Genomic DNA, 21,383 nt, shown 5'->3' with positions numbered 1-21,383 from the left:
ACAAAGGAGTGTAGAGATGACCGTGAAACTCGGGAGTGTCGAGTTCTACGAAGCGATGGCCGACGCGCTGAACAACGACCCGGAATGGGCCGAAAAGGGCAAGAACATCGACTTCGACATGGCCTACAAGTACGAAGCGCCGGTCGAGGGCCAGTTCTTCGTCAGCTTCGACAAGGGCAAGGTCGTCGACGTCCGCGTTGCCTCCCAGGAGGACCTCGACAAGGCCGACTTCCTCATCAGCGGCAGCAGCGACGTCTGGCGCGGCTGCTTCGACGGCAGCATCAACCCGACCGTCGCGATGACCCGGGGCAAGCTGCGCGTGCGCGGGAAGATGGCGCAGATGCTGAAGAACATGCCGGCCTTCATGTACATCCAGCAGACGATGGCCGAGGTGGAGTTCGAATGAAGTCGCGCGCCGCAGTCCTGTTCGAAGCACCCGGCGAGTGGGAGATCGTCGAGGTCGACGTCGACGACCCGAAGGAGTTCGAAGTCCTGGTGCGCTTCCAGCACGCCGGGCTCTGCCACTCCGACGACCACTACGCCAAGGGCGACGTCCCCGCGATGGCCTACCCGTTCTGCGGCGGCCACGAAGGCGCGGGCGTCGTCGAAAAGGTCGGCCCCGGCGTGCGCGACCTCGAGGTCGGCGACCACGTCGTCGCCGCCTTCATCCCCGGCTGCGGCCGGTGCACGTGGTGCGCCCGCGGCATGCAGAACCTGTGTGACAACGGGGCCTACATGATGCTGGGCACCCAGCTCGACGGCACCTTCCGGCTGCACACCGACGACGGCCGCGATGTCGGCCAGTGCTCGCTCGTCTCGACGTTCTCCGAGTACTCCGTGCTGCCCGAATGGGGCGCGGTCAAGATCGACAAGGAGATCCCGCTTTCGGTCGCGTCGCTCGTCGGCTGCGGCGTGCCGACCGGCTGGGGCTCGGCGGTCAACGCGGCCGCCGTCCGGCCCGGTGACGTGGTGATCGTGATGGGCGTCGGCGGCATCGGCGTCAACGCGGTGCAGGGCGCCAAGTTCGCCGGCGCGTCGCGGATCATCGCGGTCGACCCGGCGCCGTTCCACCGCGAGATGGCGCTCAAGCTCGGCGCGACCGACGCGTTCGAGAACATGCAGCAGGCCACCGACCTCGCCCAGGCGCTCACCAACGGGCAGGGCGCGGCTTCGGCGATCGTCACCGTCGGGGTCGTCACCGGCGAACACGTCGCGGAGGCGTTCGCCTCGATCCGCAAGGCCGGCACGGTCGTGCTGACCAGCATGGGCAACGTCGTCGAGTACGGCATCCCGGTGAGCCTGTTCGAGCTGGCGATGTACCAGAAGCGGATCCAGGGCTCGCTGTTCGGCATGATGCAGCCGACCCGCGCGGTCGAGGACCTGCTGCGCCTCTACCAGGACGGGCACCTCATGCTCGACGAGTTGATCACCCGCCGCTACAGCCTGGAGGAGATCAACCAGGGCTACCGGGACATGCACGCCGGCGTCAACCTGCGCGGCGTCGTCGACTTCTGAGGACACTGCCATGACCCACGTCGTCACCCGCGCGTGCTGCAACGACGCTTCGTGCGTCGCGGTGTGCCCGGTGAACTGCATCCACCCCACCCCGGACGAGCCGGACTACGCCACGGCGGAGATGTTGTACATCGACCCGGCCACGTGCGTGGACTGCGGCGCGTGCGTCGAGGTCTGCCCGGTCGGCGCGATCAGCGCCGACTACGACCTCACTGACGAGGACCTGCGGTTCGAGGACCTCAACGCCCGCTGGTACGACGGCCCCGGCCGGCGTGACTACCCGGAGGAACAGCAGGTCGCACGGGTCCGGGAGTGGGCGGGTGGCGACCTGCGGGTGGCCGTGGTCGGGTCGGGCCCGGCGGCGTTCTACGCGGCCGAGGAACTGCTGGCCCAGCGCGGCTTGGACGTCCGCGTCGACGTGTTCGAGCGGCTGCCGACCCCTGGTGGTCTGGTGCGCTTCGGTGTCGCGCCAGACCACCAGGACACCAAGGACGCCGCCAAGGCGTTCGCGCACACCATGCGGCGTAAAGGTTTCCGGTTGTTCCTCAACACCGAGATCGGGGTCGATCTCTCGTTGGAGGGGTTGCGGGCGCGGTATCACGCCGTGGTCGTGGCGGTCGGGGCGCTCACCGACCGTCCACTCGGGATTCCCGGTGAGGAACTGCCGGGCAGCCATTCGGCGACGGAGTTCGTCGGCTGGTACAACGGCCATCCCGACTTCGCCCACCGCACGTTCGACCTGTCCGGGGAGCGTGCGGTGGTGATCGGCAATGGCAACGTCGCCCTCGACGTCGCCCGGATCCTGGCCACCGATCCGTCACGGCTGGCTTCGACCGACATCGCGGACCAGGCTCTTTCTCAGCTGCGGTCGAGTAACGTCCGCGAAGTCGTCGTGGTGGGTCGGCGGGGACCGGCCGAAGCCGCGTTTACTACGAAGGAACTCCTTGGTTTGGCCCGGACACCCGGGGTGGACATCGTGGTCCGGCCGGAGGAGCTGCCGGAATCATCGATGTCTAAAGTGGACTTACTTGCAGAGTTGGCCGGTAAGCGGCCCGGTGCCGACCGCCGCGTCACCCTGCGGTTCCTCGCCGCGCCGACGGAGATCACCGGCGACGGCTGGGTGGAAGGCGTGCGGTTGTGCCGGACGCGGCTGGTCGCTGAAGGTGACTCGGTGCGGGCGATTCCCACCGACGATTTCGAGGAGCTGGCCTGCGGGCTGGTGTTCCGCTCGGTCGGCTACCGCGGCTCGCCGGTGCCCGGGCTGCCCTTCGACGACGCGCGCGGGGTCATCCCCAACGACGCGGGCCGGGTCGACGTGCCCGGCGTCTACGTGGCGGGGTGGATCAAGCGCGGGCCGTCGGGCGTGATCGGGACCAACCGCAAGTGCGCCCGCGACACCGTCGAGATGCTGCTCGACGACTACCGCGACGGCCGGCTCCCGGCGCCGGCCGAGGCGGGAGACGTCGCCGACGAGCTGCCGAGGCACATCGGCCTCGGCGGCTGGCGGCTGATCAACGACCACGAGCTGGACGCCGGTCGGCAGCAGCGACGCCCCCGGGTGAAGCTGGTGGACGTGGACGAAATGCTCGCCGTGGCCAGGCAGGACGGCTGATGGATCCCCGCACCCCGGTGCTGGTCGGTGGCGGCCAGCTGAACCAGCGCGACGACCCGCGTGAGCCGGTCGACATGATCGTCGAGGTCGCACGTCTCGCCGCCGTCGATGCCGGTGCGCCCGGGCTCGCCGAAGCCGTCGAGTCGGTCCGGATCGTCGGCATGCTGTCGTGGCGTTACCGCGATCCTGGGCTTTTGGTGGGTGAGCGGCTCGGTGCGCCGGTCCGGCACACCGTCTACACGGGCAACGGCGGCAGCCATCCGCAGGCGCTCGTCAACGACGCCGCCGAGGACATCGCCGCGGGCCGGTGCGACGTCGTGCTCGTCGGCGGAGCGGAGGCGTGGCGCACTCGGATGGCGTTGAAGGCGGAGGGTCGGCGTCCGGAGTGGACGGTGCAAGGAGACGGTCCCGAGCCGGAACGTCGCCCGGACGTGCCGATGCGTGATCCGCTCGAAGTGCGGGCCGGCCTGGACCGCCCTGCCTTCGTCTACCCGTTGTTCGAGCAGGCGATCCGGCTGAGCGCGGGCCGTGGGGTGGCTGAGCACCGTGAGCGGATTGCGGCTCTCTGGTCCCGGTTCAGCGAAGTCGCCGCCGCGAACCCGGCCGCGTGGACTCCGCGCGTGCACACGCCCGAGGAGATCGCGACGCCCGGGCCGAAGAACCGGGTCATTTCTTGGCCGTACACGAAACTTATGAACTCCAACAACAACGTCGAGCAGGCAGCGGCAGTGCTCGTCTGCTCGGTGGAGGCGGCGCGACGCTTCGGCGTGCCCGAGGACCGCTGGGTCTTTCCCCGTGCCGGAGCCGAAGCCTCCGACACCGCGGCCATCGCGGCCCGGCCGCGGCTCGACGGGTCCCCGGCGATCCGCGCCGCCGGTCGTGCGGCGATGGAGCTGGCCGGGGTCGACGATCTCGGGCCGGTGGACCTGTACTCGTGCTTCCCGTCGGCGGTGCAGGTCGCGGCGGCCGAACTCGGTCTGCCGATCGACGAGCCGCTCACGATCACCGGCGGACTCACCTTCGCGGGCGGGCCGTGGAACAACTACAGCACGCACGCGATCGCGGCGATGATCAGCGAAGTGCGCCGCACCCAGCGCCCGGGACTGATCACCGCGAACAGCGGCTACCTGACCAAGCATTCGATCGGTGTCTACGCGCCCTCGCCCGGCGATGGCTTCCGCCGCCGCTCGGTGGCGGTCGAGGCAGACCCGGTGCGGGCGACCGAGCACGTCGGACCGGCCGAGCTGGAGGCTTGGACGGTCTCCTACACCCGCGACGGCGAACCCGAAACGGCCATGGCCGCCCTGCGCACACCCGACGGAGCCCGGACGCTGGCCCGCAGCACCGAGCCCGAGGTCGTCGCCCGGCTGGTCCACGAAGAAGAAGCGGGCGCGAAAGCCGACGTCCACGACGGCGGCACGTTCTCGCCCCGATGAGGAGGTCTCGATGACCGCGGAATTCGAAACGACGTACCGGCAGCACGTGGCCAAGGTGGTCGACGGCGACATGAAAGGCGTGCTCGCGGACCTGGCGCCCGGCTCGGTGCCCAAGATCTTCGAGGGCGTCACGACGCCGGACAAGGTCAGCTCGGCCGAGGTCCTGAGTGTCCGGGTCGACGGCGAACGCGCCACCGGTGAAGCCGTCTACACGACGCCCGAGGGCGAGATCCGCCTTCGATCAGGCTGGGGTCTCGTCGACGGCGAGTGGAAGGCCGATGCCCTGGAGAACTTCGAGTGATCACCACGGAAACCCTGCCCACCGGTCCGGCGCTCGACGACAGCGACCGCCCGTTCTGGGAAGCCCTGCGCGACGGCCGGCTGGTCCTCCCGCGGTGCGAGGCATGCGGGACCTGGCGAGCCCTGGGCCGTGCGCTGTGTGCCGAATGCTGGTCGTTCGACGTGGTTTGGGAGGCCGTCGAGCCCGAGGGCACGGTCTACACCTGGATCCGCACACACCGCGCGTTCATGAGCGAGCTGGACGTCGAAGTCCCTTACGTCACCGTGCTGGTCGAGCTGGATGCGGCGCCCGTCCGGTTGCTGGGGATCCTCGTCGAGGGTGAAGCGGCGATCGGCGACCGCGTGCACGGCGTGATCCAGCAGCCGGCCAGCTCCGAGTGGCCGGTCCTGCGCTGGCGGGCGGCATGACGTTCCGAGGCGCGACCGCGGTCGCCGGCATCGCCGAACTGCACTACCCGCGCGGCGGCGCGCCCGCGGGGGAGCGGGCCCTGGTCCTGGAAGCGATCCTCGCCGCGTGCGCGGACGCCGGGATCTCCCCGCGTGACATCGACGGCTTCACCTCCTACGCCGGCGGAGAGCACAGCGGGCCGGTGCTCGCCGCCGACCTCGGTGTCCGCGAACTGCGGTGGTCGAGCATGGTGTGGGGCGGGGGCGGCGGAGGGGTCGCCGCCGCGATCGGCGCGGCCGCGGCGGCCGTCGCGACCGGGCAGGCCGAGTGCGTCGTCGCCTTTCGCGGCATGGCCCAGCGCGACACCGGACGCCTCGGCTACGCGAAGTACTACTTCGACAACAACTACCTGCCCCACGGCGTCGCGACCCCGGCGCACATCTGCGCATTGCGGACACAACGGATGCTCGAACACGACGGCGTCCCGCGCAGTGCGTTGCGGAACCTCGTGCTTGCCGCGTACGAACACGCGCAGCGGAACCCGGACGCGGCGGGCTACGGCAAGCCGCTCGACGAGGCGAAGTACAACGCGTCGCCGCTGATCGTCGAGCCGTTCCACCTCTTCGACTGCTCGCGCGAGAACGACGGCGCGGTCGCCCTGGTGATCACCTCGGCCGAGCGAGCGGCCGGGCTCGCGCAGAAACCGGCTTACCTGCTCGCTGCGGCCCAGGGCGCGCCTGGCGGGTACTCGGCGCTCAACGAGAACGACCACCACTACACGTCGGCGGGCTTCACCGGCGTCGCGTCGCGGCTATGGGCCCAAGCGGGCGTGAAGCCCGGCGAGGTCGACGTCGCACAGGTCTACGAGAACTTCAGCGGCCCGGCGGTCGCGTCCCTCATCGACCACGGCCTCTGCCCGCCCGGACCCGAGGCCGGCGAGTTCATGACGCTCGAAAACCTCACCGCGCCCGGCGGCGTGCTGCCGGTGAACACCTCCGGCGGCAACATCGCCGACGCGTTCATCAACGGCATGGGCCTCGCGGTCGAGGCCGTCCGCCAGGTGCGCGGCACATCGTGCAACCAGGCCGCGACGGCCGACACGTCCCTGTTCGTCGGCGGCCCGATGGCGCCGCTGGTCAGCTCCGTGCTCTTCGGCAGCGACCGCACCCTTTAGGAGGAACCGTGCTCGATCGGCCCGCGCTGTACATCGACGGCCGCTGGACCGACCCGGCCAAGCGCACCACGTACGACGTGGTCGAGGCGGCGACCGGCGAGATGTTCGCGACGACCGCGCTGGCCGGCACCGACGACGTCGACCAAGCCGTCGCGGCCGCCCGCCGGGCCCTGCCCGGCTGGGCAGCGCTGCCCCCAGCCGAACGGGCTCAGCTGCTGAACGCGTTCGCGAGTGAGCTGACCGCCCGGCGCAAGGAGACGGCGACCCTGGTCAGCCGCGAGAACGGCATGCCGATCTCGCTGTCGCGGGTGGTCAACGGCAGCGCGCCCGGCTTCATCACGCAGTACTACGCCGGTCTGGCCGAATCGCTGGCTCTCGAAGAGACCCGGCCGAGCCCGACCGGCGGCAACACGCTGGTCACGCGGGAACCGGTCGGGGTCGTGGCCGCCGTGACGCCGTGGAACTACCCGCAGTCGCTGGCGATCATGAAGGTCGCTCCCGCGCTGGCGGCGGGCTGCACGGTGGTCCTCAAGCCACCGCCGGAGACCGCCCTCGACGCGTTCGTCCTGGCCGACGCGGCGCGCGTGGCCGGGCTGCCCGCGGGCGTGCTGAACGTCGTCCCGGGTGACCGCGAAGCCGGCGCGCACCTGGTCGAGCACCCCGACGTCGACAAGATCGCCTTCACCGGCTCGACCGCCGCCGGACGCGCGATCGGCGAGGTCGCCGGCCGGCTGCTGCGGCCCGTCACCCTCGAACTCGGCGGCAAGTCCGTGTCCCTGGTCGCCGAGGACGCCGACCTCGACCTGTTCGCCGCAAAGCTGCTGGAAGTCTCCCTGCCGAACAACGGGCAGACCTGCCACGCGGCCACCCGCATCCTCGCCCCGGCGAGCCGCTACGACGAGGTCGTCGAGGCGGTCACGGCGACCGCCGCGGGTCTTACCGTCGGTGATCCGCTGGACCGGGAGACCCAGGTGGGGCCGCTGGTGTCCGCGGACCAGCGTTCGCGCGTGCTGGACCACATCGCCCGGGCGTCGGCCCGCCTGACCACCGGTGGCGGTACGCCTGACCGGCCGGGCTGGTTCGTCGAGCCGACGGTCTTCGCCGACGTCGACAACGCCTCGCCGCTCGCCCAGGAGGAGATCTTCGGGCCGGTGCTCTGCGTGCTGCGCTACCGCGACGAGGACGAGGCGATCGCGCTGGCCAACGACAGCGCGTACGGCCTCGGCGGCGTCGTCTGGAGCGCCGACGACGAACGCGGCCTGGCGCTGGCCCGCCGGATCCGTACCGGCACGGTCGGGGTGAACCACTACGAACTGCACGTCAACGCGCCGTTCGGCGGGGTGAAGGCGAGTGGTCTCGGGCGCGAGCTCGGTCCCGAGGGGCTCAGCCCGTACCTGGTACCGAAGTCGGTCTACCGGCGCTGATCAGGCGGTGACGTCGAGCCGGGCCTCGGTGGAGGGCGTCGTCTCGATGCTGCCGAAGTGCGCGATGCCCAGCAGGTAGCTGCGGACGGTGTGCTCGAAGATCTGCCGCGCGTTCAGCTGGTTGGCGCGGTCGGCGGCCGCCAGGACCGGGTGCCGCTCGGGGTCGGCGTGCTCGAACTGGACCCGGGTGCGCGACGGCGGCCGCATCGCCTCGGCGATCGTCGCGCCCAGCGACAGCTTCTCGAGGCCGTCGAGGATCTGGACGTGCAGCTCGACCGGCACACCGCACTCCGCCAGGTACTTCGCCGCGCTCTCGTACAGGTCGGTCAGCAGGTCGCGGGGCAGGAACTGCAGCAGGATCGGCGCGGCCCGGCGGTGGCGCAGGACGGCCGCGCGAAAGTTCAGTGCGAGCTGGGTGAACCACTCCGCCCAGTCGCCCGAGACCGGCTTGCGCGGGAAGACCGTCTTGGCGACGATCGCGCTCGCGACCGCCGTGAGGATCTCGTTCTTGTCCGCGAAGTGGTAGTACAGCGACGGGGCCTTCACGTTCAGCTCCCGCGCGAGGCGCGGCAGGCTCATCGACTCCGGGCCGTCTTCGTCGATGATCGTCAGCGCCGCCTCGATCGTCGCCTCGCGGCTGATCAGTGGTGTGCTCGGACGCGGCACCCCGTCCTCCTCGTGTCGACCCGTTACCGTCTCCCTTTAGATTGTGGCACGGTCGGCGGAGTGCCGGTTCCCGTTCGTCACCCAAAACTGTTAATCTAACGGTAGAAGATTTATGGCCACTCGCCCGTTCGGGGGAATCAGCGCATGTCCGTGGTTCGCGGCGCCGAGTCGTGGGAGACCCGCATCGGGGTGCCCGAGTCCTTCGTCCCCGGCGGCTACGGCGACGCCCGGGCCCTGCCCGGCGGCGCGGCGTACGGCCCGCTGATGACGGAGATGCGCGGCTTCCTCGACGACCTCGCGGGCGCCGTCCCCGACCCGGACCTCGCGGCCGAGCTGGCCGCGGACCTCGCGAAGTGGCGTGCGCGGCTGCCGGCTGTGCCGGAGCGGGAGCAGGCGTTCGGGCACCGGATGGACCTCCCGGGCCGCGGCCAGGTGATGGCGCCCGCGTTCACGATGACGTCCCGGGGCCCCGGCAGCGTCGAAGGCACTGTCCGGTTCGGACGGTTCTTCCTGGGCGGCAACGGCGCCGTCCACGGGGGAGCGGTCGCGTTGCTGTTCGACGAGGTTCTCGGCCGCCTGTCCGACACGTCCGGGCGGTCACCGGCGCGGACGGCGTCCCTGACGGTGAACTTCCGCTCGATCACGCCGGTCGACGAGGACCTGGTCGTGCGCGCGTGGTTCGCGGAGGAGGCCGGCCGCAAGCGCCACATCGCCGGCGAGATCCGGCGGGGCGACGTCCTGTGCGCGGACGCCACCGGGCTGTTCATCAGGCTCAACGCCGGCCAGTCCTAGGCGCAGCCGGCGCGCAGCTGCTCGCACGTCCAGTTGGAGCCGTCGGCGAGCCGGATGTCCAACCGGGACGGATACCGGGCCGAGAAGAGGTTGCCGTCGTGGACGGGGTCGACCGCCGCGGTCGCGGGGTCGTCGTGCCAGCGGGTCGTCCGCAGCCGGGCGTCCGCCGAAGCGTCGTGGGCGAGGTACTTGTCGAACCAGGCCGTCGTGTACCAGATCGTCAGATCCAAGCCGCGCAGCGTGGCGGGCAGGACCGGGACCGACGCGTCGAAGGTGAAGTCGGCGTGCGTGCCGCCCTGGATGACGAGCTGTCCGGTGTCGACGTTCGCGGCCGAATATGCCAGCGAGGCGTACGACTTTCCCCGCGGATCGGAGTTCTGGAGCAGGCCGGGCAGAACGAAGTCGGCGCTGATCCCCAGCGCGGGCTTCGCCAGGCGGGGTGCGATTCCCCGAGGCGCGCCGAAGCAGTCGCGCGGGATCTGCGGGGCGAGCGGCAGGTTGCCGGGCTGCCCTTCGAGGAACAAGCCCGTCACCTCGTCGGGGGCGGGCTGAACGGGCACGCACAGGCTGTCCCACGCAACCACGGCCTTGACGCGCGGATCGTTCTGGGCGACGTAACTCGCCGCGACGGCACCGTAGGAATGTCCGGCCAAGCCGACCGCGGTGGGGTTGACGAGATTCCACAGAGGGTTGAAGGCGTTGTCGAACCCCGCGGCCACGCGCGTTCGCTGCTTGGCGGCGTGGCTGGTGTTCGACGACCGGCTCGGCACCGGAATATACGGGTTCGCCGGTGTCGACAGCGCGAAGCTGAGCGCGTCCTTGGCGCCGTCGTAGAACCGCCATCCGTTGTCCGGCAGGCCCGGCGTGCCCGCGCCGGCGCTGTCGAGGGTGTCCGGTGCTTCGCCGAACTGGTCCGACATCCCTTCGCCCTGCGCGTCGAAGGTCAGGACGACGTACCCGGCCGTCGCGAGCGCCTGCGCCTGCGGCCAATAGCCTTGTTCGAAGCCGACGATCGAGCCGGTGACGATCACGACGAGCGGCCGCTTGGCCGGGCCGGACTTCGTGGCCCGGACGTGCCCGGACAGCGTCGCGCCGCTGCGGGCGGTGAAGACCACTGGGCTCCCCAGACCGTCCCCATGGGACAGCCGGGGATCGCCGACACACGCGACCGCCACGGTGCAGGCGTTGGGATCGGGATGCCTTCCCGGGTCGGCGCGGAGAACGCGGTGCCGCTCGGCCATGGCCGCCAGCCCGGCCTGGAGGACCTGAGCCTGGAACTGCGGAGTCCCGTAGACGGCGGGGCGTTCCAGCGTGCGCAGCGTGTTGACCGGTTCGGCCGGCGCCGCGGCTCCCAAAAGGACGACGATCACGAGGACGAGCCACGGCACCCGGCGAACGGTCATCGTTCAGCTCCCCCTGCGGCGACGGAGAAATAAAACTTACGCCTTTAGGCTGAGCTGGTCAACGCGCGCGACGGCGGCGCACCGGCCGCGGTCCCGGACGCTTCTCGATGCCCACGGTCAGCAGGGCGATGTCGATGTACCGCTCCGCCACCTCGTCGGGTGTCAGCGGGCCGTCGGGGGAGTACCAGCGCCCGACCGACTGGCACATCCCGAGCAGCGCCCGCGCCGTCTCGCGGGCGTCGCGCGGCAGGAAGTAACCCTCCTCGATCCCGGCCCCGACGATGTCGACCAGGGCGGTCTCCACCTCCTTGCGCCGCGCCGCGTACCGCTTGCGGTTCGCCGGCGAGAGATAACGCAGCTCCTGGTCGAGCGCGGCCAGCCGGGTGTGGTGGGTCATGTGCAGCACGACCGCGCGCACGACGTTCACGAACTGCAGGTCGGGCCGGCCGGGCGCCTCCGCCGCGGCCGCGCGGACCCGCCAGGCGACCTCACCGGTCCCGACCTCGAGTAGTGCGACGAACAGGCCTTCCTTGCTTTCGTGGTGGTAGTACAACGCGGGCACGGTCAGCCCGACGCGACGGGCGATGTCCCGCACCGTCGCGCCGTGGAAGCCGTGCTCGTACATCACGTCGAGCGTCGCGGCCAGGATCGGGCTCAGGTCGGGCGCGCCGAAGTCGAGCCAGTCGTCCCGGGTGTCCGGCTCGGCCGAGCCTTGCATCGCGTCCTCCCTGTGCCGGCCGTCAGGATATCCGTCAGCGCGGGGCCATCCGGATGGCGCCGTCGAGGCGGATGGTTTCGCCGTTGAGCATCGGGTTCTCGACGATGTGCCGGGCCAGCGCGCCGAACTCGGCCGGGTCACCCAGCCGCGAGGGGTGCGGGACCTGGGCGCCCAGGGAAGCGATGGCTTCTTCGGACAGCGTCGCGAACAACGGCGTGTGGAAGAGCCCCGGCGCGATCGTGACCACCCGGATCTGCAGGCTCGCCAGGTCGCGGGCGATCGGCAGCGTCATGCCGACGATCCCGCCCTTGGACGCCGAATAGGCGGCCTGCCCGACCTGGCCGTCGAAGGCGGCGACCGAGGCCGTGTTGACGATGACCCCGCGTTCCTCGCCGACCGGGTCGGTCGCGGCGATGCGTTCGGCGGCCAGCCGGATCACGTTGAACGTGCCGATCAGGTTGACGTTGACGACCTTGGTGAAGTCGGCGAGCGGGAAGACGCCTTTCTTGCCGACGGTCTTGATCGCGTTGCCGATGCCCGCGCAGTTCACCGCGATCCGCAGCGGCCCCAGCTCGGCCGCCTTGTCCAGCGCCGCCGACACGGTCGCTTCGTCGGTGACGTCCGCAGGGGCGAACACCGCGCCCAGCTCCTTCGCCACCGTCTCGCCCTCGGAGGAGGGCAGGTCGACGATGACGACCTTCGCGCCGTGCGACTGCAGTTCCTTAACCGTCGCCAGGCCGAGGCCCGACGCTCCACCGGTCACCACCGCGACCGCGTCACTGATGTCCACTTGTCATTCCCTTCAATCGGTCGTTCACGATCACTTCGGCCTCATCGACGATCCGCGCGATCAGCTCGGCGACCGTCGGGACGTCCGTGATGAGCCCCTGAGCGAGCCCGGCCGACCAGATGCCGACGTCCAGGCCGCCGGTCTCGAACACCTTCCGGCCCCGCGCGCCCGCCACCAAGTCGCGGACGTCCGCGAACTCGCCGCCGTCGTCCAAAAGGGACACCACCTCGCGGGAGACCACATTGCTGGCCACGCGGGCGGTGTTGCGCAGCGGCCGGAAGATCAGCTCCGTGTCGCGTTCGGATGCGGACACCAGCCGCTGCTTGACGTTCTCGTGCACCGGGGCTTCCACCGTGGCCAGGAACCGGGTGCCCATGTTGATCCCGTCCGCGCCCAGCGCCAGCGCCGCGACGAGCCCGCGTGCGTCGGCGAACCCGCCGGACGCGACCATCGGAATGGTGATCTGGTTCGCCGCGGCCGGGATCAGGATCAGCCCCGGGATGTCGTCCTCGCCGGGGTGGCCCGCGCACTCGAAGCCGTCGATCGAGATGCCGTCGACGCCGAGCGCCTGGGCCTTCACCGCATGCCGGACGCTGGTGCACTTGTGCAGCACCTTCACCCCGCCCGCGCGGAACGCCGGCAGGTGCTCGGCCGGGTTGAACCCCGCCGTCTCCGCCACCGGCACGCCGGATTCCACGATGACGTCCCGGTACTCCGCGTACGGCGGCGGATTGATCGACGGCAGGATCGTCAGGTTCACCCCGAACGGCTTGTCCGTCAGCTCGCGGCAGCGCGCGATCTCCTTCGCCAGATCTTCCGGCGTCGGTTGCGTCAGCGCGGTCAAGAACCCCAGCCCGCCCGCGTTCGCCACCGACGCCGTCAGCTCGGCGCGGCCGACCCACTGCATGCCGCCCTGCACGATCGGGTGCTCGACCCCGAACACCTCCGTGAACCTGGTTCGCATCGCTCGTCCCGCCTCCGGTTGGCGTCTTCCGACGATAACACCGTACTTAGCGAGCGCTAGGTAAAGTCGTGACCTCGGTCTCCCTTGACGGCGCAAAACCACTTAGCGATCGTTAGGTAAGGGAGAGCGAGGAGGACCCTCATGACCACCGCAGTCATCGTCGACGCGATCCGCACCCCGTCCGGCAAAGGGAAACCAGGAGGCGGCCTCGCCGGCACGCACCCCACCGAACTGCTCAGCCACGTCCTGCGCGAGCTGGCCCGGCGCACCGGCGTCGACCCGGTTCTCGTCGACGACGTCATCGGCGGCTGCGTCGGGCAGGCGGGGGAGCAGGCGCTCAACATCGCCCGGTCGGCCGTGCTCGGCGCCGGATTCCCCGAGTCGGTCCCCGCGACGACGATCGACCGGCAGTGCGGTTCGAGCCAGCAGGCCGCCCACTTCGCCGCGCAGGGCGTCTTGGCGGGCAGCTACGACGTCGTCATCGCGTGCGGCGTCGAGTCGATGAGCCGGGTCCCGATGGGCACGGCGAGCATGGGCCAGGACGCCGCCGGTCCGGCCGTCGCCGCCCGGTACCCGGACGGGCTGGTCAACCAGGGCGTCTCGGCCGAACTGATCTCCGCGCGCTGGAAGCTGAGCCGCGAAGACCTCGACGAGTACGCGGCCCGGTCCCACGCCCGCGCCGCCGCGACCGCGGCCGCCGGCGGGTTCGCCGCCGAAATCGTCGCCGTCGGCGAGCACGCGGCCGACGAGACGATCCGCCCGAGCACGACCGCCGACGGGCTTGCCGGGCTCCGGCCGTCCTTCCGCGACGAGGCTATCGGCAGCCGGTTCCCGGAGATCGACTGGAAGATCACCCCGGGCAACTCGTCACCCCTGACCGACGGCGCCTCCGCCGTGCTCATCATGAGCGAGGAGAAGGCGAACGCGCTGGGACTGCGGCCGCGGGCCCGGTTCCACAGCTTCGCCGTCACCGGCAGCGACCCGCTGCTGATGCTGACCGGCGTCGTCCCCGCCACGCAGAAGCTGCTCGCCCGCGCCGGGATCGGCATCGACGACGTTGACGCCTACGAGGTCAACGAAGCTTTCGCGCCGGTGCCGCTGGTGTGGCAGCGGGAGCTGGGCGCCGACCCCGAGCGGCTCAACCCGCGCGGCGGCGCGATCGCCCTCGGGCACCCGCTCGGCGCGTCCGGCACCCGGCTGCTGACCACGCTGCTCAACCACCTCGAAGCCACCGGCGGCCGCTACGGCCTGCAGACCATGTGCGAAGGCGGCGGCATGGCCAACGCCACGCTGATCGAACGTCTCTAGGAGCCCCCATGGACCGCACCCTGTTCACCGACGACCACCACGCCTACCGCGAGCTGGTCCGGGAGTTCGTCGCCCGCGAGGTCACGCCGAACCTGGAACGCTGGGACGAAGACCGCCTCATCGACCGCCCGGTCTGGCTCGCCGCGGGGAAGCAGGGCGTCATCGGCCTGGCCGTCCCCGAGGAGTACGGCGGCGGCGGGCAGCCCGACTACCGCTACCAGGTCGTCGTCATCGAGGAGTTCGCGAAGGCTGGCGCGACGTCGCTGATCTCAAGTTTTTCATTGCAGGACAACATCATCGTGCCTTACATCGCCGACCTCGGCACCGAGGAGCAGAAGCGGCGGTGGTTGACCGGCATGGCTCGCGGCGAGCTGATCGGCGCCATCGCGATGACTGAGCCCGGCGCCGGCAGCGACCTGCAGGGCGTGCGCACCACCGCCGTCCGCGAGGGCGATGAGTGGGTGGTCAACGGCCAGAAGACGTTCATCACCAGCGGCATCAACGCCGACTTCGTCATCGTCGTGGCCCGCACCGACCCGGACGCCGGGTCGCGCGGGTTCAGCCTGATCGTCGTGGAGACGGGCACGCCGGGCTTTACCCGCGGCCGCAAGCTGGACAAGGTCGGCCTGCGCGCGCAGGACACCGCCGAGCTGTACTTCGACAACGTCCGGGTGCCCGCGGCGAACCTGCTCGGCACCGAGGGCCGCGGGTTCGTCCACCTCATGGAACGGCTGCCGCTCGAACGGCTTTCCATCGGCACGGCGGCGCTGGCGAGTGCCGAGGCGATCTTCGCCGAGACCAAGCGGTATTGCTTCGAGCGCAAGGCTTTCGGCAAGGCGATCGGCGACTTCCAGAACACGCGGTTCGTGCTTGCCGAGATCGCGACCGAGCTGGACGTCACCCGCGCCTACCACGACTCCGCCGTCCTCGCGCTGAACGAAGACCGGCTGTCGGTGGTCGACGCCGCCAAGGCCAAGTGGTGGATGACCGAGCTGCAGAAGCGCGTCATCGACCGGTGCGTGCAGCTGCACGGCGGCTACGGCTACATGCTCGAGTACCCGGTCGCCCGCGCGTTCGTCGACTCGCGCATCCAGACGATCTACGGCGGCACGACCGAGATCATGAAGGAGATCATCGGCCGCGACCTCGCGCGATCGGAGGCCTGAGGTGGCCGGACCGCTGGCCGGGCTGCGGGTCGTCGAACTCGCCGGCATCGGCCCGGGCCCGCACGCCGCCATGGTGCTCGCCGACCTCGGTGCCGACGTCACCCGCGTGGAACGGTCCGGGAGCACGGACCGCGACGCCCTGCTCCGCGGCCGCCGTTTCGTGGCCGCGGACCTCAAGACCGCCGAAGGCCTCGAGCGGGTCCAGCGGCTCGTCGAGCAGGCCGACGTGCTCATCGAGGGCTACCGGCCCGGTGTCGCCGAAAGGCTGGGCCTCGGCCCGGACGACTGCCTCGCGCGCAACCCGCGGCTCGTCTACGGCCGCATGACCGGCTGGGGCCAGGACGGCCCGCTCGCGCAGCGGGCCGGGCACGATCTCAACTACCTCGGCATCACCGGCGCCCTGCACGCCATCGGCCGCGCCGGCGAACGCCCGGTGCCGCCGCTCAACCTCGTCGGCGACTTCGGCGGCGGGTCGATGCTGCTGCTCACGGGCATCCTCGCCGCGCTCTGGGAACGCGAGCGGTCCGGGCAGGGGCAGGTCGTCGACGCGGCGATGGTCGACGGCGTCAGCGTGCTGCTGCAGATGATGTGGGCGATGCGCGGGCGAGGGGAGTGGTCCGACGAGCGCGGCACCAACCTCCTCGACGGCGGCGCGCCCTTCTACGACACCTACGAGTGCGCCGACGGCCGGTACGTCGCGGTCGGCGCGATCGAGCCGCAGTTCTACGCCCAGCTGCTCGCCGGGCTCGGCCTGGAGGCCGACCTGCCCGACCGGCTCGACCGGACCGGCTGGCCGGCGTTGCGCGCCCGATTCGCCGAGGCGTTCCACAGCGCGCCCCGCGACCACTGGGCGAAGGTCTTCGACGGCACCGACGCCTGCGTGACGCCGGTGCTGACGTTCGAAGAAGCCCGCGAGCACCCGCATCTCGTCGCGCGCGGCACCCTCACGGTGGTCGACGGCGTCCCGCAGGCCGCGCCCGCACCAAGGTTCTCCCGGACCGTGCCCGACTGAAGGAGAAAGACGGTGGCAGTTTCGTTCGACCACGGCACCGACGTGGCCGAAGTGGTCCGGCGGACCGAAGCACTCGTCCGGGACGTCGTGCTCCCGGCGGAGGCCGAGCACCGCGGATCCGCGCACGACGCGCCCGACGACCTGCGACGGCACCTGCAGGACGCGGCCCGAGAGGCGGACGTCTTCAGCTCGCACGTCGGCACGCAGTAGGGCGGCCTCGGCCTGGACATGCGTGACCGTGCCCCGGTGTTCGAGGCGGCGGGCGCCGGACGAAGGCAACATGCACCTGCTGGAACACGTCGCGACCGAGGCCCAGCGGGAGCGCTACCTGCGTCCGCTGGCCGCGGGCGAGGTCCGGTCCTGCTTCGCCATGACCGAACCGGCACCCGGCACGGGATCCGACCCGACAGCGCTGGCCACGACGGCCGAGCGGACGTCCGCGGGATGGGTGATCAACGGGCACAAGTGGTTCATCACCGGCGCGACCGGCGCGGGGTTCGCGATCGTCATGGCCCGCACCAGCGGCGAACCCGGCTCGCGCGGCGGCGCCACTATGTTCCTCGTCGACACCGACACGCCCGGCTTCCGCCACCTCCGCGACCTCGACACCTTGGACGAGAGCTTCTTCGGCGGCCATGCGGAGCTGTTCTTCGAGAACCTGGAAGTCCCGGACGACGCCGTGCTCGGCGAGGCCGACAAGGGCTTCGAGTACGCCCAGGTCCGGCTCGGGCCCGCCCGCACGACGCACTGCATGCGCTGGCTCGGCACCGCCCGCCGCGCCGCCGACATCGCCCTCGGGCACGCGTCGACGCGGCAGGCGTTCGGCAGCCGGCTCGGCGACCTCGGCATGGTGCAGCAGCACCTGGCCGACAACGAGATCGACATCGAGGCGAGCCGCGCGCTGATCCTCAAGACGTGCTGGGAGCTGGACACCGGGGCGCGCGCCGCGCAGAGCACGTCGATCACCAAGACGTTCGTCGCCGAGGCCGTGAACCGGGTCGTCGACCGGTCGCTGCAGGTCTGCGGGGCGCTCGGCATTTCCGGGGACGCGCCGCTGTCCCGCCTCTACCGCGAAGTCCGGCCGTTCCGGATCTACGACGGGCCGTCCGAGACGCACCGCTGGTCCATCGCGCGCCGGGCGCTGCGCCGATGACCCCGCCTGGAATCGATCTCGGGAAACTTCGCCGTTACTTCGCCGGCCACGTTCCGGACTCGGCGGGGGACATCGACGTCAGCCTGATCACCGGCGGCAAGTCCAACCTGACCTACCTCGTCGCCGAAGGCACGCACCGGTGGGTGCTGCGCCGCCCGCCGCTGGGCCCGCTGACCCCGACCGCGCACGACATGGCCCGCGAGTACCGCGTCGTCGCCGCTCTCCAAGGAACTCGGGTGCCCGTCGCGGACGCGGTGGCGCTCTGCGAGGACACCGGCGTGCTCGGCGTCCCGTTCGCGGTTGTGTCCTTCGTGGACGGACGGACCCTGCAGGACGGCGACGACGCCGAGACCCTCTCCGAAGGGGATGCGCGCAGGTGCGGTGAAGCACTCGTCGACACGCCGGCCGCGCTCCACGCCGTGTCGCCCGCGGACGTCGGCCTGGCGGACTTCGGCCGGCCGGAAGGGTATCTCGAGCGGCAAGTCCGGCGCTGGCGTGAACAGTGGGACAAGGTCGCCACCCGTGACCTTCCAGACCTTCTGACTCTCCACGCACGACTGGCGGGATCGGTACCCGGGCACGGCGACGCGAGCATCGTGCACGGCGACTACCGGCTCGACAATACGATCCTGGCCAAGGACGACCCGGGCCGTGTGCTGGCCGTCGTCGACTGGGAGATGGCCACCCTGGATGACCCGCTCGCCGATTTCGCGTTGCTGCAGGCGTACTGGGACCCGGCCACCGAGCCGGTGCTCGGCGTCCGGCACGCGCCGAGCGCCAACCCCGGGTTTCCGGGCATGTCCGAACTGGCCGAACGCTATGCAGCGAAGACCGGGCGCGACCTGGATGAGCTGCGGTTCCACCGTGGACTCGCGCACTTCAAGCTCGCCGTTATCGCCGACGGCATCCACCAGCGTCACCTCGCCGGCGAAACCGTCGGCTCCGGCTTCGACACGATCGGCACCGCCGTGCCCGCCCTCGTCGCCGCCGGACTCCGGTTCACCTGATCGGACTAGCGGTGTAGGCCGAGTTTATCTATTACCATTAGATAAATCGGTCCATTGAGGATCGTGTACCCGGATCGCAAGGAGGCGACGGGGCATGAAGCGCTGGGAGTGGAAGCCGGAAGACACCTGGGCGTGGGTGCATGCGGTCCAGGATGGCGACTCGTCGGCTTTCGAGCACATCTACCGGCGCTACTCAAGGACGTTGATCACCTACTTCCTCGGGCGACCCTTCGACCTCGCCACGGCGGAAGATCTGACGAGTGAGACGTTCATCCGCGCGCTGCAGGCGATTCGCGACGTCCGCTACCAGGGCAAGGACATCGGGGCCTGGCTGCTGACGATCGCGCGCAACCTGGCCTACGACTACTGGAAGTCGAGTCGGCAGCGTCGCGAAGTCGTCGCCGAAGACGTCGCGCTGGAGCGGGCGGTGGATGGGCCGGAAGACCGGGTGCTCGCCGCTTTGGATCTCGACGCCGTCTCCCGAAGGCTGGCCGAACTGACCGCCGAGCAGCGGCAGTGTCTGCTGCTGCGGCGCGTGCACGGCTACTCCGTGACGGAGACCGCGTCCTTGATGAGCCGGTCCGAAGTGGCCATCCGGCAACTGAACCACCGGGCGGTGCGCCAGCTGGCCGCCGCCGTCTGCGCCTGATCGGCGCAATATACCCCCCTGTTCGGGTTGACGAAGGCGTGAGCCTTGTGTTTAAACTAACGCCCATAGATTTAACCTAACGTTTGTAGATAACTGGTCCGCAACGACGCGACGAACCGGCGACGGAGCCGGTGAACCAGGAGACGAGAATGGCGAACTCCGACGGCCGGGTGTCCCGGCCCGGTGATCCCGCGGTCAGCGGGCTCGGGTCCGCGGCGGTGCTCGCCGACCTGCCGCCCGGGCCGCCGCCGACGTTCGAGAAGCCGCCCGTGGCGGCGAAAGTCCCGAAGCCGGTCTTCGGGCCGCTGGAGCAGGCGGGCGCGATGGCGCAGCTGCTCGGCAAGGTCGTGTGGAGCGCGATCCGGCACCCGGTCGGCTACTGGCGCGCGGTCCGCGACGAGATGTACACGCTGCTGAAGCTCTGCTGGTTCCCGATGATCCTCGCCGTGTTCACCTTCGGCGTGATGGTGGCGATCCTCGGCATCAACTTCACCACCCTGATCGGCGCCAACAACCGGTACGGCCAGTACTTCTTCATCGCCAGCGTCCGCGAGTTCTCGCCGTGGATCAACTCCATGGTGGTCGCCGGCATCATCGGTGCCGCCCTCGCCGCGGACCTCGGCGCCCGGCGCGTGCGCGAAGAACTCGACGCGCTGCGCGTGCTGGGCATGGACCCGGTTCGCGAGCTCGTGCTCCCGCGCGTGGTGTCCGCCGTGTTCATGACCGCGCTGCTGAACCTGGTCGCCATCATGATCGCCGTCCTTTCCGGACTGTTCGGCATCATCGTCTTCGGTGGTGTCTCGGGCGGCGAATACTTCTCGACGCTGTATGCGAACCTGACCCCGATCGAGGTCTGGGGCAGCTTCGTGAAGAGCGCTGTGTTCGGCCTCGTCATCGGCGTTGTCTGCTCCTACAAGGGATTCACCGCACAGGGTGGCGCCATCGGTGTCGGCCGGGCGGTGAACCAGGCCGTGGTGATCTCGTTCGTGGTCATCTGGCTGGTCGACTTCGCGTTCAGTTCGATCATGCTCGGCCTCAACCCCGAAATGCAAACGGTCCGCTGAGAAAGGGCGTTCGATGACCAACGTGGTGCACCGGCGCGCGTCCCTCGGACGGGTCGGCCAGTTCCTCGAAAACACCGCGGACGTGGTGCGGTTCTCCGCCGGCGCGATCCGCAGCGTCGGGAAGACCCGGTTGTACACCTCGGAAGTGCTGCGCCAGGCCGGAATTCTCGTGCTGTCCAGCGGCCTGGTGATCTGGGGGATGGAGTTCGTCATCGGCGGTGTGTTCGCCGTCGAAGGCCACTACATCAGCCGCCAGTTCGGTGCCCAGGGCCTGGTCGCGGTGTTCCCCGCGCTCGGCGGGTTGCGCACGTGCGCGCCCGAGATGTGGGGGTGGATCCTCGCCGCGAAAGTCGGTTGCGGCATCGTCGCCGAACTGGGGTCGATGCGGATCACCGAGGAGATCGACGCCCTGCAGGTGATGGGCATCCGGCCGAAGCCCTACCTCGTCGGCACCCGTGTGCTCGCCGCGTGGATCGCCATGCCGTTCCTCTATCTGGTCGGCCTCGGCCTGATGTACGTCGCGTCCTACCTCATCCTCGTCCCGATGCTCGGAACCGTGTCCGAAGGCGGTTTCTCCGCGGTGCTCTGGGCGTTCCAGAGCCCGCTGGACATCCTGTTCTCGCTGCTGTGGACGATGGTCGCGGGCACGCTCATCGTGCTGGTCGCCTGCTACTACGGCTTCAACGCCCGCGGCGGCCCGGTCGGGGTCGGCATGAACACCGCGAAGTCGATGCTCGTCAACATGGTCCTGATCAGCGTGGTCGGGATGATCTGCCAGCAGCTGTTCTGGGGTGGCTTCCCCAACGCACCCATCGGCAACTGAACGCCGCCCACCCGTTCCC

The 21,383-nt window shown here is 70.3% G+C and carries 23 protein-coding genes; 18 read left to right on the top strand and 5 right to left on the bottom strand.

The window, feature by feature from the left end; genetic code table 11:
- The first annotated feature begins 16 nt into the window (after nt 1-16).
- The 8 genes from ACYVLJ_RS12135 to ACYVLJ_RS12100 are packed head-to-tail and all read left to right on the top strand — an operon-like array spanning nt 17 to nt 7,849.
- Nucleotides 17-406: an SCP2 sterol-binding domain-containing protein gene (locus tag ACYVLJ_RS12135; protein WP_460438694.1), complete on the top strand. Its 390-nt coding sequence runs from the start codon at nt 17-19 to the stop codon at nt 404-406.
- Nucleotides 403-1,515 carry an NDMA-dependent alcohol dehydrogenase gene (locus ACYVLJ_RS12130; RefSeq protein WP_460438693.1) on the top strand — a complete coding sequence of 371 codons (1,113 nt, stop codon included), beginning with the start codon at nt 403-405 and terminating at the stop codon, nt 1,513-1,515. The genes ACYVLJ_RS12135 and ACYVLJ_RS12130 overlap by 4 nt, the downstream gene beginning before the upstream one ends.
- Before the next feature lie 10 nt (nt 1,516-1,525).
- The gene (locus ACYVLJ_RS12125) at nt 1,526-3,127 is read left to right on the top strand and encodes an FAD-dependent oxidoreductase (protein ID WP_460438692.1); all 1,602 of its coding nucleotides are present in this window, start codon (nt 1,526-1,528) and stop codon (nt 3,125-3,127) included.
- Nucleotides 3,127-4,563, top strand: coding sequence for an acetyl-CoA acetyltransferase (locus ACYVLJ_RS12120; protein WP_460438691.1), 1,437 nt, complete (start codon nt 3,127-3,129; stop codon nt 4,561-4,563). The genes ACYVLJ_RS12125 and ACYVLJ_RS12120 overlap by 1 nt, the downstream gene beginning before the upstream one ends.
- A 10-nt stretch (nt 4,564-4,573) precedes the next feature.
- Nucleotides 4,574-4,864, top strand: coding sequence for a hypothetical protein (locus ACYVLJ_RS12115; RefSeq protein ID WP_460438690.1), 291 nt, complete (start codon nt 4,574-4,576; stop codon nt 4,862-4,864).
- Nucleotides 4,861-5,271, top strand: coding sequence for a Zn-ribbon domain-containing OB-fold protein (locus tag ACYVLJ_RS12110; protein ID WP_460438689.1), 411 nt, complete (start codon nt 4,861-4,863; stop codon nt 5,269-5,271). The genes ACYVLJ_RS12115 and ACYVLJ_RS12110 overlap by 4 nt, the downstream gene beginning before the upstream one ends.
- Nucleotides 5,268-6,425 carry a beta-ketoacyl-[acyl-carrier-protein] synthase family protein gene (locus ACYVLJ_RS12105; RefSeq protein ID WP_460438688.1) on the top strand — a complete coding sequence of 386 codons (1,158 nt, stop codon included), beginning with the start codon at nt 5,268-5,270 and terminating at the stop codon, nt 6,423-6,425. Before ACYVLJ_RS12110 ends, ACYVLJ_RS12105 begins: the two co-directional genes overlap by 4 nt.
- Before the next feature lie 8 nt (nt 6,426-6,433).
- Complete coding sequence (locus ACYVLJ_RS12100) at nt 6,434-7,849, top strand: aldehyde dehydrogenase (RefSeq protein ID WP_460438687.1); 1,416 nt, start codon at nt 6,434-6,436, stop codon at nt 7,847-7,849.
- Here ACYVLJ_RS12100 and ACYVLJ_RS12095 read toward each other — a convergent pair whose 3' ends face one another.
- Nucleotides 7,850-8,515, bottom strand: a complete 666-nt coding sequence (locus tag ACYVLJ_RS12095; protein WP_460438686.1) for a TetR family transcriptional regulator — start codon at nt 8,513-8,515, stop codon at nt 7,850-7,852.
- A gap of 144 nt (nt 8,516-8,659) precedes the next feature.
- Here ACYVLJ_RS12095 and ACYVLJ_RS12090 point away from each other — a divergent pair, with 144 nt between their 5' ends.
- Complete coding sequence (locus ACYVLJ_RS12090; protein ID WP_460438685.1) at nt 8,660-9,307, top strand: PaaI family thioesterase; 648 nt, start codon at nt 8,660-8,662, stop codon at nt 9,305-9,307.
- Here the strand turns inward: ACYVLJ_RS12090 and ACYVLJ_RS12085 are convergent.
- Genes ACYVLJ_RS12085 through ACYVLJ_RS12070 form a run of 4 tightly spaced genes read right to left on the bottom strand, consistent with a single transcriptional unit; the run spans nt 9,304 to nt 13,182 of the window.
- Complete coding sequence (locus ACYVLJ_RS12085) at nt 9,304-10,710, bottom strand: alpha/beta hydrolase family protein (RefSeq protein WP_460438684.1); 1,407 nt, start codon at nt 10,708-10,710, stop codon at nt 9,304-9,306. The two genes, ACYVLJ_RS12090 and ACYVLJ_RS12085, sit on opposite strands and share 4 nt — an antisense overlap.
- Before the next feature lie 58 nt (nt 10,711-10,768).
- Nucleotides 10,769-11,428, bottom strand: coding sequence for a TetR/AcrR family transcriptional regulator (locus ACYVLJ_RS12080; protein WP_460438683.1), 660 nt, complete (start codon nt 11,426-11,428; stop codon nt 10,769-10,771).
- 34 nt (nt 11,429-11,462) lie between these two features.
- Nucleotides 11,463-12,218: a 3-hydroxyacyl-CoA dehydrogenase gene (locus tag ACYVLJ_RS12075; RefSeq protein ID WP_460438682.1), complete on the bottom strand. Its 756-nt coding sequence runs from the start codon at nt 12,216-12,218 to the stop codon at nt 11,463-11,465.
- The gene (locus ACYVLJ_RS12070) at nt 12,205-13,182 is read right to left on the bottom strand and encodes an NAD(P)H-dependent flavin oxidoreductase (protein WP_460438681.1); all 978 of its coding nucleotides are present in this window, start codon (nt 13,180-13,182) and stop codon (nt 12,205-12,207) included. Before ACYVLJ_RS12070 ends, ACYVLJ_RS12075 begins: the two co-directional genes overlap by 14 nt.
- Nucleotides 13,183-13,323: 141 nt before the next feature.
- Between ACYVLJ_RS12070 and ACYVLJ_RS12065 the strand changes: the two genes are divergently transcribed.
- From ACYVLJ_RS12065 to ACYVLJ_RS12025, 9 genes are all read left to right on the top strand, one after another.
- A complete protein-coding gene (locus ACYVLJ_RS12065; protein WP_460438680.1) occupies nt 13,324-14,490 on the top strand; it encodes a thiolase family protein in 1,167 nt (388 codons plus the stop codon).
- 8 nt (nt 14,491-14,498) lie between these two features.
- Nucleotides 14,499-15,656, top strand: a complete 1,158-nt coding sequence (locus ACYVLJ_RS12060; protein WP_460438679.1) for an acyl-CoA dehydrogenase family protein — start codon at nt 14,499-14,501, stop codon at nt 15,654-15,656.
- A gap of 1 nt (nt 15,657) precedes the next feature.
- Complete coding sequence (locus ACYVLJ_RS12055; protein ID WP_460438678.1) at nt 15,658-16,668, top strand: CaiB/BaiF CoA transferase family protein; 1,011 nt, start codon at nt 15,658-15,660, stop codon at nt 16,666-16,668.
- A 12-nt stretch (nt 16,669-16,680) separates the two neighbouring features.
- A complete protein-coding gene (locus tag ACYVLJ_RS12050; RefSeq protein ID WP_460438677.1) occupies nt 16,681-16,878 on the top strand; it encodes a hypothetical protein in 198 nt (65 codons plus the stop codon).
- Nucleotides 16,879-16,948: 70 nt separating this feature from the next.
- Nucleotides 16,949-17,821, top strand: coding sequence for an acyl-CoA dehydrogenase family protein (locus ACYVLJ_RS12045; RefSeq protein ID WP_460438676.1), 873 nt, complete (start codon nt 16,949-16,951; stop codon nt 17,819-17,821).
- The gene (locus tag ACYVLJ_RS12040; RefSeq protein WP_460438675.1) at nt 17,818-18,828 is read left to right on the top strand and encodes a phosphotransferase family protein; all 1,011 of its coding nucleotides are present in this window, start codon (nt 17,818-17,820) and stop codon (nt 18,826-18,828) included. The genes ACYVLJ_RS12045 and ACYVLJ_RS12040 overlap by 4 nt, the downstream gene beginning before the upstream one ends.
- A gap of 94 nt (nt 18,829-18,922) precedes the next feature.
- Entirely contained in the window at nt 18,923-19,477 is a 555-nt protein-coding gene (locus ACYVLJ_RS12035; protein ID WP_460438674.1) for an RNA polymerase sigma factor, read from the top strand.
- Nucleotides 19,478-19,626: 149 nt separating this feature from the next.
- Entirely contained in the window at nt 19,627-20,541 is a 915-nt protein-coding gene (locus ACYVLJ_RS12030) for an MlaE family ABC transporter permease (RefSeq protein WP_460438673.1), read from the top strand.
- Between the two features lie 13 nt (nt 20,542-20,554).
- Nucleotides 20,555-21,364 (top strand): ABC transporter permease, encoded by an 810-nt coding sequence (locus ACYVLJ_RS12025; RefSeq protein ID WP_460438672.1) that lies wholly within the window; start codon nt 20,555-20,557, stop codon nt 21,362-21,364.
- Nucleotides 21,365-21,383: the final 19 nt, after the last annotated feature.

The organism is Amycolatopsis stemonae, from assembly GCF_054781455.1.
The sequence above is the reverse complement of the archived record's forward strand: the minus strand, read 5'-3'. Positions and strand labels throughout refer to the sequence as shown.

Excerpts from the sequence above, each read along its gene's own strand:
- ACYVLJ_RS12135 (WP_460438694.1), top strand. The coding sequence starts at position 17 with ATGACCGTGAAACTCGGGAGTGTCGAGTTCTACGAAGCGATGGCCGAC.
- ACYVLJ_RS12130 (WP_460438693.1), top strand. The coding sequence starts at position 403 with ATGAAGTCGCGCGCCGCAGTCCTGTTCGAAGCACCCGGCGAGTGGGAG.
- ACYVLJ_RS12125 (WP_460438692.1), top strand. The coding sequence starts at position 1,526 with ATGACCCACGTCGTCACCCGCGCGTGCTGCAACGACGCTTCGTGCGTC.
- ACYVLJ_RS12120 (WP_460438691.1), top strand. The coding sequence starts at position 3,127 with ATGGATCCCCGCACCCCGGTGCTGGTCGGTGGCGGCCAGCTGAACCAG.
- ACYVLJ_RS12115 (WP_460438690.1), top strand. The coding sequence starts at position 4,574 with ATGACCGCGGAATTCGAAACGACGTACCGGCAGCACGTGGCCAAGGTG.
- ACYVLJ_RS12105 (WP_460438688.1), top strand. The coding sequence starts at position 5,268 with ATGACGTTCCGAGGCGCGACCGCGGTCGCCGGCATCGCCGAACTGCAC.
- ACYVLJ_RS12090 (WP_460438685.1), top strand. The coding sequence starts at position 8,660 with ATGTCCGTGGTTCGCGGCGCCGAGTCGTGGGAGACCCGCATCGGGGTG.
- ACYVLJ_RS12085 (WP_460438684.1), bottom strand. The coding sequence starts at position 10,710 with ATGACCGTTCGCCGGGTGCCGTGGCTCGTCCTCGTGATCGTCGTCCTT.
- ACYVLJ_RS12080 (WP_460438683.1), bottom strand. The coding sequence starts at position 11,428 with ATGCAAGGCTCGGCCGAGCCGGACACCCGGGACGACTGGCTCGACTTC.
- ACYVLJ_RS12070 (WP_460438681.1), bottom strand. The coding sequence starts at position 13,182 with ATGCGAACCAGGTTCACGGAGGTGTTCGGGGTCGAGCACCCGATCGTG.
- ACYVLJ_RS12065 (WP_460438680.1), top strand. The coding sequence starts at position 13,324 with ATGACCACCGCAGTCATCGTCGACGCGATCCGCACCCCGTCCGGCAAA.
- ACYVLJ_RS12060 (WP_460438679.1), top strand. The coding sequence starts at position 14,499 with ATGGACCGCACCCTGTTCACCGACGACCACCACGCCTACCGCGAGCTG.
- ACYVLJ_RS12045 (WP_460438676.1), top strand. The coding sequence starts at position 16,949 with ATGCACCTGCTGGAACACGTCGCGACCGAGGCCCAGCGGGAGCGCTAC.
- ACYVLJ_RS12040 (WP_460438675.1), top strand. The coding sequence starts at position 17,818 with ATGACCCCGCCTGGAATCGATCTCGGGAAACTTCGCCGTTACTTCGCC.
- ACYVLJ_RS12035 (WP_460438674.1), top strand. The coding sequence starts at position 18,923 with ATGAAGCGCTGGGAGTGGAAGCCGGAAGACACCTGGGCGTGGGTGCAT.
- ACYVLJ_RS12030 (WP_460438673.1), top strand. The coding sequence starts at position 19,627 with ATGGCGAACTCCGACGGCCGGGTGTCCCGGCCCGGTGATCCCGCGGTC.
- ACYVLJ_RS12025 (WP_460438672.1), top strand. The coding sequence starts at position 20,555 with ATGACCAACGTGGTGCACCGGCGCGCGTCCCTCGGACGGGTCGGCCAG.